Origin of the sequence: Micromonospora sp. NBC_00362, assembly GCF_026342155.1 — a bacterium.
Classification (GTDB): Bacteria; Actinomycetota; Actinomycetes; order Mycobacteriales; family Micromonosporaceae; genus Micromonospora; species Micromonospora hortensis.
This window is the reverse complement of sequence record NZ_JAPENH010000001.1, coordinates 98,506-110,613: the sequence shown is the minus strand read 5'-3', so window position 1 is coordinate 110,613 and position 12,108 is coordinate 98,506. Positions and strand designations below refer to the sequence as shown.

Genomic DNA, 12,108 nt, shown 5'->3' with positions numbered 1-12,108 from the left:
CGGCTCGCCCGCGCTTAATTGTCCCGGTTAGGGGAAAAATTGGCGACGATGCCACAGCCGCTGCAGCGGCGGGCATCCCGCGGCCGCCGGTCGAGAAGCCGGCCGGCGGCCACATGCGGGTGCGGCCCCGCTCCTGGCCTCACGCGACGCAGAACTCGTTTCCCTCGGGGTCGAGCATGACGACGTGCCCGAGGACGTCGCCGTACCGCTCCTCGCGGACCACAGTCGCGCCGGCGGCAACCAGTTCGGGCACCTTCTGCCGGATCAACCGGGCCCGCTCGGCCATGTCCCCGGAACCTGGGCCGGCCACCCGGATGTCGATGTGCACACGGTTCTTGGCGGATTTGCCCTCGGGGACCTTGAGGAAGCTGATGGCGGGACCCCTGCCGTCCGGGTCGACGATGGAGGCGTTGTCAGGCTCGTCGAACCCGGCCTCCTTCACATAGCCGAGGGCCAACGCCCAGAAGGCGGCGATCCGCTGGGGATCGTCGGCGTCGCATCCCAGGGTCCAGAGAGTGGCCACCGCGCCAACGTACGTCAGCTATGAGGCCCTGTCACCGACCCGGCTGACGCCCGGAGCGCTGGGGCCTTGGGTACGGCGGTGGTGGCTCAGTGGCCGCGGAACGCCTCCTCCAACCACCATGAACCGCGCGCGGCGCTGACCTTGGCGTCGATCACCAGCGGCCGGGTACGGGGACCAGCGAGCCACCGGCGTACCGGTTCGAGATCGTCGACGGTCCGGACGGTCAGCCCGTCGCAGCCGTAACCGCTGGCGATCGCGGCCAGGTCGGTCTCGGGGAAGGTGACGGTCTCCAACGGGTGCCCGTCCGGGCCGAAGTGGTGCACCTCGGCCCCGTAGGCCGCGTCGTCGTAGATCACCACGAGCAGGGGTAGCGCCAGCCGGACGGCGGTGACCAGTTCGGTAGCGGACATGACGAAGCCACCGTCGCCGACCGCGGCGACGGTGAGCCGGTCCGGGCGGGCGACCGCCGCGCCGAGCGCACTGGCCAGACCGAGCCCGACCGACTGGAACGCCTGGGTGAAGCAGAATCCGGCGACGTCCGGCACGTCGAGCCACATCGACGGGTAGCCCATGAAGTTGCCGGAGTCGACCACCACCGTCCGGTCGGCCGGCAGCAGGTCGTCCAGGGCGGTCGAGAGCGTCCTCGGGTCGATCGTCGCCGGGGCTCCGCCGCCCTCGTCCTGGTAGGGAACCGTCCGCCACCGGCAGTGGTCACGGATCCGTCGGGCCAGTTCCGGCGTACGCCATCCGCCGGTGGTGGCGTCCCCGGCCCCGGTGGAGCCGACGCTCAGCCGAGCGAGCAGCGCCTCGGCGACCGCCGTCACCTCGCCGGCAACCGTCAGGTCGACCGGACGGTGCACTCCGAACGCGGCCGGGTCGTGGTCCACCTGGACGACGACGGCGGAGGGCGGGATCAGTTCGCCGTGCCGGGTCGTCCACATGTTCAGCGTGCTGCCCCACGCGACGACCAGGTCCGCCGCGCCGATCAGCTCGGCGGTGAGCGGGGTGGCGAAGCCACCGGCCACGTCGAGGTTCCACGGGTTCCCGGCGAACAGTCCCCTCGCGGCGGCCGAGACCGCGAGCAGCGCGCCGCACGCGTCGGCGAGCCGGGTCAGCGGCTCCCGGGCCGACCGAGCGCCCCGACCGGCGATGAAGACCGGTCGGCGGGCGGCGTGAAGCGCGGCCAGCAACGGCTCGACCTGCGGGGCGGTGACCGGGGTCGGCGCGACCGTAGGGACCGGGCCGGACCACGGTTCGGTCACGGCTTGCTGCACCTCCAACGGGAGACCCAGCACCACTGTCGCGCCCCGGGCGGCGGCCCGGTACGCCCGGCCCGTGTCCTCGGCCGCGTGCGTTGCGCGTACCCGGTGGAAGTCAGCCCCGACCGCGGCGGCGAGCGCCGGTAGGTCGATGAAGAAGTTCGACAGCGGCGCTGTCGCCTCCGGGGCCAGGACCACCATCGGGGTACGGCTCTTCGCGGCCTCGGTGAGGCCGGTCAGCGCGTTGGTGACGCCTGGGCCCTGGTGCACCGAGAGCAGTCCGACCGTCCCGGCGGTGCGGGCGTACCCGTCGGCCATGCTGGCCGCGCCGCCCTCGTGGGCCGCCGCCACAAACCGGGCGCCGGCCGCGACGAGCGCGTTCGTGACATGGAAGTTGCCACTGCCGACCACCCCGAAGACGTGCCGTGCGCCGTGTGCGTACAGGACCCGCCCGACCACCTCGGCTACCCGCATCGGTGGCCCGGCCTACCGTTCGACGAGAGCGAGGACCCGACACGGGCTGCCGGAGCCGGAGACGATCGGCAGTGGCCCGGCGATCACCACCGCGCCGGTCGCCGGCAACTGCGCCAGGTTACGGAGCTGGGTCAGGCCGTACTTGTCCTGGCCGAGCAGGTACGAGTGGCACGGGAACGGCGGGTCGAACGAGTGCGCGGCCCCAGCGTCGGTCCCGACCGTCTCCACCCCGACGCCCTGGATCGGTGACTCCTCGGCCAGCCAGCGGGCGCACTCCACCGAGATGCCCGGGGTGCGCCCGGCGTTGGCGTACCGCTCCGGGTCGTCGCCGTACGCGTCCCAGCCGGTGCGGTAAAGCAGCCAGCCACCGGTGGGCAGGGCGCCGTGTTGCGCCTCCCAGGCCTTGACGTGGTGGACCTCCAGCAGGAAGTCCGGGTCGTCGGCGGCATCGGCGGCGTGGTCGATCACCACCGCCGGGGCGATCAGCTGACTCACCGGGACCTGCGACACGTCCGCGCCCTGTTGACCGGTGACCCAGTGCACCGGGGCGTCGAAGTGGGTGCCGGTGTGCTCGCCGGTGGAGAAGTTGTTCCAGTACCAGGCCGGGCCCCGGTCGTCGTACCGGCTGATCTCGCTGAGCTGAAACGGCCAGGTCTGGCCGAACTGCTCGGGCAGACCGAGGATCGGGGTCTGGTCCGAGAGCGGAGCGGTGAGGTCGACAACCTGGATCCGGCCGCTGGAGAGAGCGGCGACAAACTCCTGGAGCACCGTCATGCGGCGACGGTACACCCGCACATGCCTCCGAATTGGACCGTGGAATTGTCATCCGAGAGTGCTGCGGGTGCGTGCCGCGATGCGGATGGTGGTGCCTGCGGGTCCGCTGTCGACAAGGAGGTAGTCAGCCATGTTCCCGACCACCCAGAGGCCCATTCCTCCGGTGTCGGACAGCGGCGGTCGCTCGGCGCACGGGACGTAGCGAGCGGCGCGGAAGCCCCGTCCCTGGTCAGTGACTTCACAGGTGAGCTGACCGTTCAGGAGCAGGCGTAGGTCACCTTCGCCGCCCCCGTGCCGAATCACGTTGATCATCAGTTCGTTGACCGCGATGACCCAGTTCTCGATCTCGTCGTGGTCGAGGCCGCACCGGCGACTGACGGCCTCGACCTCGTGTCGGACGCGGTTGAGGTCGGCGAGGGTGAACGACGTCGAGAGCAGGGGCTTACCGACGGTGGGAGTGTGGTGGTCGAGCGGCGGGTTCGCCACTGCTTCCCCTCCCTGTCGGACGTGGAGCCGGTGACCTTACCGGTGGCACGAGGGAGGATAGCTCTCCGGAACGGGCTCACCAGTCGGGCACTGCGTCGATGTGACATCGGAAGGTACCCCGCATCGACGGCACGACACTGTTGATCTCGCTCCTGACGTGCCATCGGCGGCGTGCCGGCGTCTAGGCTGCCTGGGTGGCTGACGCCGAGGTGGTGACGAATGAGGAGCGGCTGCGACGCATCGAGGCGATCACCGATGCCGCCCTGTCGGGGCTGAACGTCGCCGACCTGCTCGACGAGCTCCTCGAACGGGTCCGGGATCTGCTCAAGGTCGATACCGCCACCATCCTCCTGCTGGACGACCACACCGGCGAGCTCGTCGCGACCGCGGCCAAGGGCCTGGAGGAGGAGGTACGCCGCGGGTTCCGCATCCGGGTCGGACGCGGCTTCGCCGGGCGGGTGGCGGCGACACGCGCGCCGGTCACGATCCATGACGTCACACCCGACGACGTGGTCAATCCGATCCTGCTCGCCACTGGCATACGTGCCCTGCTGGGTGTGCCCATGCTCGCCAACGGCAACCTCGTCGGCGTACTACACGTCGGCTCCCTGGCCCTGCGGCGCTTCGGCTCCGAAGACGTGAAACTGTTGCAGCTCGTCGCCGATCGTGCCAGCCTCGCAGGTCAGGCCCGAGCGCAGGTCCTCGACCGGCAGGCAGCGCTGGCCCTGCAACACAGCCTGCTACCGGGCCGGCTACCCGACATTCCCGGCCTGGACCTGGCCGCCCGGTACGTGCCCGGCCATGACCTGGGCATCGGCGGCGACTGGTACGACGTGTTCACGTTGCCCTCGGGCTGGCTGGGCGCCGTCATCGGAGATGTCTCCGGCCACGGGCTGCCATCCGCCGTTGTCATGGGACGCATCCGCAGCGCGCTACGCGCCTATGCCCTCGATTCCGACGATCCCGCCGTGGCGCTGACCTCTCTCGACCGCAAGATCCACCACTTCGAGGCGGGCACCCTCACCACCGCCGTCTACGCCCTGATCGCGCCCGACCGGGCAACGGTGCACCTCTCCTCCGCAGGCCATCTGCCACCGCTGCTGGCTGTACCCGGTCATCCCACCCAGCTCGTCAGCCTGACGGTGGACCGGCCACTCGGCGTGGGCCGACCATCCACCAGTCGCCGCACCACAGTTCTGGACCTACCGCCGGGAGCGACGCTCGTCTTCTACACCGACGGACTGGTGGAACGCCGCAGCGAACTGATCGACACCGGCATCGAGCGCCTCGCCGACGCCGTGCGGTCCGGGCCCGCCGAGGCGTTGTGCGACCACATCATGGTCACCACCGCGGAGGAGCACCCCAACGACGACATCGCCCTGCTCGTCATCCGCCGCCAACCATCATCGGACTAGATGTGCTGTCCAGGGAGGTTGGTTGAGGCCTCTCCGGGTGTCGGCGATCCGGCGTCGTGGACGGCGGAGCGACAAAGGTTATAGTTGCCGTCGAACAAGTTCTACCTTCAGCAGCGAGGGACCATGACTGCCGCTTCCGCGGGAGGTACCTCGTGCACCCTTTCTCACCCGGTCAATGTCCGACTGAGCAATGCCTCCTGCGGGTCGACGTACACATCGAGACCTCGACGCGGGCCCGAGTCACCGCCGTCGGTGAGCTGGACGGCTGCGTTACCGATCACTTCGAACAGGTTGTGCAGGGCATCCTTCGCGAGCACGACATTAGAGACATAGAGGTGGACTTCGCCGGCGTGAGGTTCATCGACTCTGCCGGCATCAGGTGCCTGCTCACCTGCCAAGAACACGCCTACGAGACAGGATGCCGGCTGCGTCTGAGCAACCTGACTCCGACCGTGCACAGGGTCTTGGCCATCACCGGGCTACTGGGTGTCCTCGGCGTGCCCGACCGCTTGTCCCCGCCGTCTCGATCCGAAGCATGAGGGACACAGAGGGGGCGTTCACCGGGGCGTGCGCTGGGCCAGTTGGCCCGTCGCCGTCAGGGAGCTTGCGACGTCGACGAGTTTCCGGTTGGTGTTCTGACTGGCCCGCGCCAGGACAGCGAATGCCTGATCGGCGGTCAGCTTGTGACGCTCCATCAGGATGCCCTTCGCCTGCCCGATGACGTCCCGCACCGAGATCGCCTGATTCAGCTGTTCGAGATGCTGCGCGCCGGACATCGCCACCGCGGCGTGCGCGGCGAACAGCAGCCCCACGTGCGCCGAGTCGTCATCGAAGGCGTGCGTGCGCGACGAGTACAGGTTCAGCGCGCCGAGGTTGTCCTCCTGCACGTACAGCTGGAACGACAACATGCTCGACACGCCCAGCTCGGCGGCGCGCCGGGTGAACCGGGGCCACCGCTCCTCGACCGTCATGTCCGGCACGTGCACGGTCTGCTGCTCGTACACCGCGCTCAGGCACGGGCCCTCACCGACTTCGTACTGCACCCGATCCACCGCGTACGCCAGGTCGGCGGTGCCGGCCCGAGTGTGGACCTCCCGGCGGTGTTCCACCACGGACAGGGCGGCGTAATCCGCGCCCGGCACCGTGCCCACCGCTGCGCCGGCACTCGCCTGCAGGGTCGCTTCCACGCTGTCCTCGTGCTGCAACGTCCGAGCCAGGTCACTCAGCTTCGCCGCGAGATCGTCCACCGCTACGGGCCGTGGCTCGTCGGTGCCCGCATCGCTGTCACTGCCAGCCATCCCGCTGCTCCCTCACCTAGGCGGGCGGCCCCGGACGGGATTTCCTTACCGGCCGGGCCTGACCGGGGCACTTGTCGCGAACCGCGCCCCAGCTTGCCCAGGCCATGACGTCAAGACCACCGTCACGGAGCCGGCAACGCCGCCAGCGATAATCCACGCTAGCTGGTCACCCGCACCTTGCTGCGCGGATTGCGGATTGCAGCGAAACCCGGCTCGTTAATGGTTGTCCCGACGCAGATGTCAGGAAACCCGTCCGGCGGCTCCTGCGGATCCCTCGGCTCAGCCGGCTACTCGGACGATGCGTAAGCCGCCCCCGTCGGGGCACTGGACCATCGACTGCCGAAGGAGATTTTCTATGAGGAAGCCGCCGTACTCACCGCCGGGATCCCGCCGGGAAGTAACTGGCTGGCTCGCGGACGCGCTGGTCAGCCTCGCCGAAACCCCGAGTGACGCCTCGTTGATCGATGATCTGTTGCAGCGGATCGTGCGGCTGACCGCTGACCTCGTGGCTCCGGTGAGCTATGCGTCGGTCACCCGGACGCGCGACGGCGCGCCGACGACGGTCGCCATAAGCAGCGAGATCGCGTTCGCTGTCGACCGCGCCCAGTACGCCGACCGGGCCGGGCCGTGCCTGGACGCGCTCGACGCCGGTGTGCCCGTCGCCGTGCCGGACATCGCGGCAACCATGACCTGGCCCGGGTTCCGCGAGGCGGCGCTGAACCTGGGCCTGCGGGCATCGCTGTCCATCCCCCTGTTCGCCGGTGCCGGTGTGACAGTCGCCGCGCTCAACCTCTACGGCCATGACGCCGACGCGATGGCCCCGCTGACCGACCGGGTCTGGACGGTGTACGACCCGGAGCGCACCCGCACCGGAGCCTCGGACCCACCGTCGGCGGACCCGGGCACCGAGGAACTCGTCAGCGGACTCATCGAGGCCTTCGCCGTGCGTGCCGTGATCCAGCAGGCCCTCGGCATGATCATGCACCAGCGGCGCAGCACGGCCGAGGAGGCCTACCTGATCCTGCGGGTGAAGGCGGCCGAAACCGGCAGATCACTCATCGAGACCGCAACCTCCACGAGACACCACGATGACAGGCCCATACCCGAAACCTAGGACGACGGGCCAGCTGCCGAGGTCACGCCCTCGCCGTTTCGGGACGGCGAGGGCGCCGTCGGCCCAGCGCGGCCGGATCCACCGACCGCCGCAGGGCACCGGCCCGCACCTCACGGGATGGCGGTGAGCTGCATCCTCAGCTTGGCCAGCGCGCGGGTCAGCAGCCGGGACACGTGCATCTGTGACACCCCGATCTGCTCGGCGATGCCCTGCTGGGTCAGGTTGCCGTGAAAGCGCAGTGCGACGACCCTCCGTTCCCGGTCGTCAAGGACCGCCAGCGCCGACGTGAGAGCCACCCTGAGCTCGGCGAGGGCAAGTTCGTTGTCGTCGCCGCCGAGAGTGTCGCCCAGTTCCCTGGACGTGGTGCCATCGCCGAACGGGGTGGACAGTGAGACCGCGTTGTAGGCGCGGGCGCCTTCCAGCCCTTCGAGGATCTCCTCCTCGGTGAGGTCGAGATGTCGGGCGATGTCGGCGACGGTCGGTGAGCGGCCCAGCAACTGGGTGAGGCTGTTGTTGGCCTCGCCGATGGCCATCCGCCGCTCCTGCAGCCGCCGGGGAACACGGACGTCCCAGGTGCGGTCGCGGAAGTGGCGCTTGATCTCCCCCACGATGGTGGGGACCGCGTAGCTGACGAATTCGATCCCACGAGAAGGGTCGAACCTGTCGATCGCGTTGATCAATCCCAGTGCTGCCGTCTGGCTCAGGTCCTCGTTCGGCTCGCCACGGCCGTTGTAGCGCCGGGCGAGGTGATGGGCCAACGGAAGCCAGGCCTCGATGGCCCGGGCGCGGGCGGCGGGCCTGGACGGATGGCCAGTCGGCAGCGCGACCATCACGGCGAGGAGGTGGCTGGCCGGCGACTCGGGCGTGGTGCTGCGGTCAGCCAGGCTGTTCGTCGGTGCGGGCCGGCCTGTCGACGTGATGGTCATGGGTTCCTCCGCTGTCCGGTGTGGGCGTCGTCGCGAACCCCGTGCGGGGAGGTCGCGTCGTGCTCAGACCGGGGCGGGTCGCCAGCCGTCGGCAAACCTGCGTCAATGGACATCAGGTGGGCCTTCACGGCCGCTGCGGTCGCTGGCTCGTCGGGTCACGTGCGGACCTCCCGAGACTCGGGATGGTGTCGGGCACGTGGCTTGACCCAGAGGAAAGCCTAGAACGGTGGGCGAACTTCTGCCACCGGTCAGCAGCTGCGATGGGTGTCGCTCCGGTACCGGCAGGGCTGACTCACCGCTCAACCCAGCTCCGGTTTGCCGGCAAGAGGCAGGGGTACCAATTTCGTGGCGCTTCGGCCGGGCGCTGGGCGGCAAGCGGGTCGACCGCGTACACCACCCTCTCGATCCGGTCCTCGTCGCCGCCCCTGGGCGCTGGCCGCGGGCTCGCCTAGCTGGCCCTCCGCCGAGTCGCCGGCCGCACAAGGATCTAGGTCGACCCCTGCGGTAGAGCCGCGTCGAGGTCGGGTGGGCGTCGACCAGTGTGATTCGGCGGTGGCGGAACCGTCCACTGTTGAACGTGCTCGGTCGTCGGCGGCCGACATGGCACGATGGCCGTGTCCTGCGCCGCCGGTGGCCGGGCACGACACTGATGGAGTCGGGATGTCAGAGCTGGCCGGCCCGCCGGTGCCAGGGTTGGCGAAACTGTGGACGCACGACCCGGTCACCGCCGGCCCCTATCGCCTGGTCGGGCGGTTGGGCGCGGGTGGGCAGGGGGTCGTCTATCTCGGCGAGGACGACGCCGGTGACCGGGTCGCGGTCAAGATGGTCAACGTCGATCTGAGTGATCCACGGGCGCGGTCGCAGTTCGTCAAGGAGATCGCCGCCGCCCGCCGGGTCGCTCCGTTCTGCACCGCACAGGTGCTCTTCGCGGAGGTGGACGGCGAGCGGCCGTACGTGGTCAGTGAGTTCATCGAGGGCCTGACCCTGCACCGGCACGTCCGCGAGCGTGGTCCGGTGACGGGTAACGCCCTGCACCGGCTCGCGGTCGGCACCGTCACGGCGCTCGCGGCGATCCACAGTGCCGGGGTGGTGCACTGCGATCTGAAGCCGGACAACGTGGTGCTGGGCGAGGACGGTCCTCGGGTGATCGACTTCGGTATCGCCCGGGCGTTGGGCAACACGGAGACGGCGTCGAGCCGGGTCATGGGGACCACCGCGTACATGGCGCCGGAGCGGTTCCGCAACGACCCGATCGGTCCACCCTGCGACGTCTTCGCCTGGGCGGCCACTGTCGCCTTCGCCGCCGGTGGTCGGCCGCCTTTCGGCAACGACTCGCTCTTCGCCGTGATGCACCGGGTGCTGAACGATCCGCCCGACCTACCGGCGATGCCTCCCGTTCTGGACGAGCTGATCCGGGAGTGCCTGGCCAAGGATCCGGCGGACCGGCCGGCCGCCGAGCGGGTGTTGGTGCGCCTACTTCGGCAGGACGGCAGGGTCACCGAGCCGCTACGTCGGGAGAGCCTGCTCGAGGTCGGCAACGAGACGGCGGGCGCGCCGACTCCCGACCAACCGCTCCCCCAGCTCACGCCGACGGCACCGCAACCGGGCGCGACGCAGCCGCAGGTGCCGGCCCGGCCGACGGTTCCGACCCAGGCCCGACGGGCTGAGCCGGCGCACCTGCCGGTGCAGACCCAGCCGGCACACCTGCCGGCGACGGAGCCGGCGACGGAGCCGGGCGTTGGTGCTGGAGGCGGCGGCGGGTTGCGGCGGTTGCGTCGTGAGGCCCTTGACGCCTGGGGCATCTCGACAGCGCTCTTCCTCGCTTCGGTTGGCGCCGCCGCCGGCTACGTGGCGTCGAGCGCTGTCGGCCCGGCCGCCGCTGTCGGTGCTGTCGCCTTCGTCGTGGTCTACCTGGTTCGACTGCTGGTCGCGACGGCCCTCGGGAGGCGGTCCGACCGCTGGTGACCGGCACGCCGGGGGCGGGGTCGCCGACTGGCGCCGCATCGATAGGTTGACTGCCACCAGCCGCCCGCCGAGGAGGACGTCCCGATGGCCCCATCCGCTACGCGTACGCGGCAGTGGTTGCCGTACACCGCCGCCGTCACCGCCGGGCTGGTGGTCATCGCCGGGGCGTTCGTGTTCGTTCGACAGCGCGAAGCGGGCAACGACTGCGCGACCATCCTCCAGGTCAATTCCTCGACGGAGAAGGCGGCTCTGCTGGTCGACCTGGCCGAGCGATACAACGTGAGCGAGCGGTCGATCAAGGACGGTGGCTGCGCCCAGGTGCACGTCAGCGCGTTGAACTCGGGCAAGGCCACCGAGGCGCTGGCCACCGACTGGGCAAACACCGGCCTGCCGCAACCACAGGTCTGGCTGCCGACGTCGAGCCTGTGGACCGGCCAGCTCCGGCTGCTCGACGAAGCCGCCGGGCGGGAGTTGCAGACTCCGGACGACTACCCGTCGATCGCCAACAGCCCGTTGGTGATCGCCATGCCACAGCCGAAGGCCGAGCTGGTAGGCAAGCGGGGGGCGCTGGGCTGGGGTGAGATCCTGGGCCTGTCCGGGCGGGACGGGTGGGCGGACTTCGGCAAGCCGGAGTGGGGTCGGTTCACCTTCGGCAAGGACAACCCGAACCTGTCCACCTCCGGGCTGGCGGCGACCATCGCCACCTACTACGCGGCAGTGCGACGGGCCAATGACCTGACCGAGTCCGACCTGGCCGACCCGGCGGTGACCCAGTTCGTCCGCCGGATCGAGGCCAACGTGTCGCACTACAGCGACGATTCGGTGGACCTGCTGCGCAGCCTCGCCGAGGCGGACCTGACCGGCGGCGCGGGCAGCACCGAGGACATGAGTGCCATCGTTCTGCAGGAGGAGTTGGTGGACCTCTACAACACGGGCGCGCTGAGCCCTCGGCAGGAAGGGCAGGAGCGGGGCCGCCGGCCGAACGTCCCGCTGGTCGCCGTCCATCCCAAGGAGGGCACGTTCAACCTCGACCACCCCTTCGTGGTGCTGCCCTCCGCCGACAATCGGCAGCGCGCGGCAGCGGCCGACTTCCGGACGTTCCTGACCGAGGACGCCCAGCAGGAGAGCTTCGCCCGCCTCGGTTTCCGGGACCACGAGCGTCGCGCCTCGGCGGAGCTGCTCGCCAGTGTCGGCGCCGAGCCCACCGGCGGGCTGAACTACTTCGAGCCACCAGAACCGCAGGTGGTCAGCGCGATGCTGGACGGCTGGCGCACGCTCCGCAAGAAGGCCAACATCCTGATCACCCTGGACACCTCGGGGTCCATGCTGGCGAAGGTCGGCACCCGTACCCGTTTCCAGGTGGCCGCGACGGCAGCGAGCAAGGGCCTCGCGCTACTCAACACCGAGGACCGGGTGGGTCTCTGGTCGTTCTCCTCGGAGACGCAGCAGCGGCCGAAGAGCCCCTACCGGGAGGAGGTTCCGCTCGGCGGGTTCGACCAGAAGCGGATCAACAGCAAGATCGCCGGCCTGCAGGTCGCTGGCGATACCGCGCTCTACGCGACGATCCGGGCCGCACACCGAGAACTGCTCGACCGGTACGACCCGCAGCGGATCAACGCGATCGTGGTGCTGACCGACGGCAAGAACGAGTACAGCAAGGACAACGACCTGGCCCGGTTGCTCGCCGAGGTCGCCCTGGACCCGCGGCGTCCGGTAAAGGTGTTCTGCATCGCCCTCGACCGGGAGTCGGACTTCGCCACCCTGGACCGGATCGCCAAGGCGTCGTCGGGCAAGGCCTACGACGCCACCGACCCCGCCAAGATCGACGAGGCGTTCGTGAAGCTGGTCAGCAGCTTCTGACACTTCCCGCTGGG

At 69.9% G+C, this 12,108-nt stretch carries 11 protein-coding genes; 5 read left to right on the top strand and 6 right to left on the bottom strand.

Annotation, left to right across the window (positions count from 1 at the left end):
- Positions 1–139: 139 nt before the first annotated feature.
- The 4 genes from OG992_RS00480 to OG992_RS00465 form a co-directional block, all read right to left on the bottom strand.
- Positions 140–523, bottom strand: a complete 384-nt coding sequence (locus OG992_RS00480) for a VOC family protein (RefSeq protein ID WP_238684121.1) — start codon at positions 521–523, stop codon at positions 140–142.
- A gap of 86 nt (positions 524–609) precedes the next feature.
- Positions 610–2,256: a thiamine pyrophosphate-binding protein gene (locus tag OG992_RS00475; RefSeq protein ID WP_266301927.1), complete on the bottom strand. Its 1,647-nt coding sequence runs from the start codon at positions 2,254–2,256 to the stop codon at positions 610–612.
- Positions 2,257–2,268: 12 nt separating this feature from the next.
- The gene (locus OG992_RS00470; RefSeq protein ID WP_266301926.1) at positions 2,269–3,030 is read right to left on the bottom strand and encodes a cyclase family protein; all 762 of its coding nucleotides are present in this window, start codon (positions 3,028–3,030) and stop codon (positions 2,269–2,271) included.
- 48 nt (positions 3,031–3,078) lie between these two features.
- On the bottom strand, positions 3,079–3,516 hold the full coding sequence (locus tag OG992_RS00465) for an ATP-binding protein (RefSeq protein WP_238684124.1): 438 nt from the start codon (positions 3,514–3,516) through the stop codon (positions 3,079–3,081).
- 194 nt (positions 3,517–3,710) lie between these two features.
- On the opposite strand from OG992_RS00465, the gene OG992_RS00460 reads away from it, so the two are divergent.
- Positions 3,711–4,931 carry a PP2C family protein-serine/threonine phosphatase gene (locus OG992_RS00460; protein WP_238684125.1) on the top strand — a complete coding sequence of 407 codons (1,221 nt, stop codon included), beginning with the start codon at positions 3,711–3,713 and terminating at the stop codon, positions 4,929–4,931.
- 56 nt (positions 4,932–4,987) lie between these two features.
- Complete coding sequence (locus OG992_RS33890) at positions 4,988–5,470, top strand: STAS domain-containing protein (RefSeq protein WP_353962150.1); 483 nt, start codon at positions 4,988–4,990, stop codon at positions 5,468–5,470.
- Positions 5,471–5,488: 18 nt separating this feature from the next.
- Here OG992_RS33890 and OG992_RS00450 read toward each other — a convergent pair whose 3' ends face one another.
- The gene (locus OG992_RS00450) at positions 5,489–6,229 is read right to left on the bottom strand and encodes a GAF and ANTAR domain-containing protein (protein ID WP_238684127.1); all 741 of its coding nucleotides are present in this window, start codon (positions 6,227–6,229) and stop codon (positions 5,489–5,491) included.
- Positions 6,230–6,584: 355 nt separating this feature from the next.
- Here OG992_RS00450 and OG992_RS00445 point away from each other — a divergent pair, with 355 nt between their 5' ends.
- Positions 6,585–7,343, top strand: a complete 759-nt coding sequence (locus OG992_RS00445; protein ID WP_238684128.1) for a GAF and ANTAR domain-containing protein — start codon at positions 6,585–6,587, stop codon at positions 7,341–7,343.
- Between the two features lie 110 nt (positions 7,344–7,453).
- Here the strand turns inward: OG992_RS00445 and OG992_RS00440 are convergent, their stop codons facing one another.
- The gene (locus OG992_RS00440) at positions 7,454–8,269 is read right to left on the bottom strand and encodes a SigB/SigF/SigG family RNA polymerase sigma factor (RefSeq protein ID WP_238684129.1); all 816 of its coding nucleotides are present in this window, start codon (positions 8,267–8,269) and stop codon (positions 7,454–7,456) included.
- Between the two features lie 660 nt (positions 8,270–8,929).
- Between OG992_RS00440 and OG992_RS00435 the strand changes: the two genes are divergently transcribed.
- Together OG992_RS00435 and OG992_RS00430 are read left to right on the top strand one after the other, a co-directional pair.
- Positions 8,930–10,234: a serine/threonine-protein kinase gene (locus tag OG992_RS00435; protein WP_266301925.1), complete on the top strand. Its 1,305-nt coding sequence runs from the start codon at positions 8,930–8,932 to the stop codon at positions 10,232–10,234.
- An 84-nt stretch (positions 10,235–10,318) separates the two neighbouring features.
- Positions 10,319–12,094: an extracellular solute-binding protein gene (locus OG992_RS00430; protein ID WP_238684131.1), complete on the top strand. Its 1,776-nt coding sequence runs from the start codon at positions 10,319–10,321 to the stop codon at positions 12,092–12,094.
- Positions 12,095–12,108: the final 14 nt, after the last annotated feature.

What these genes read in the sequence shown, in the direction of transcription:
- OG992_RS00475 (WP_266301927.1), bottom strand. Translation starts at nt 2,256, where the DNA reads ATGCGGGTAGCCGAGGTGGTCGGGCGGGTCCTGTACGCACACGGCGCA.
- OG992_RS00470 (WP_266301926.1), bottom strand. Translation starts at nt 3,030, where the DNA reads ATGACGGTGCTCCAGGAGTTTGTCGCCGCTCTCTCCAGCGGCCGGATC.
- OG992_RS00450 (WP_238684127.1), bottom strand. Translation starts at nt 6,229, where the DNA reads ATGGCTGGCAGTGACAGCGATGCGGGCACCGACGAGCCACGGCCCGTA.
- OG992_RS00445 (WP_238684128.1), top strand. Translation starts at nt 6,585, where the DNA reads ATGAGGAAGCCGCCGTACTCACCGCCGGGATCCCGCCGGGAAGTAACT.
- OG992_RS00440 (WP_238684129.1), bottom strand. Translation starts at nt 8,269, where the DNA reads ATGACCATCACGTCGACAGGCCGGCCCGCACCGACGAACAGCCTGGCT.
- OG992_RS00435 (WP_266301925.1), top strand. Translation starts at nt 8,930, where the DNA reads ATGTCAGAGCTGGCCGGCCCGCCGGTGCCAGGGTTGGCGAAACTGTGG.
- OG992_RS00430 (WP_238684131.1), top strand. Translation starts at nt 10,319, where the DNA reads ATGGCCCCATCCGCTACGCGTACGCGGCAGTGGTTGCCGTACACCGCC.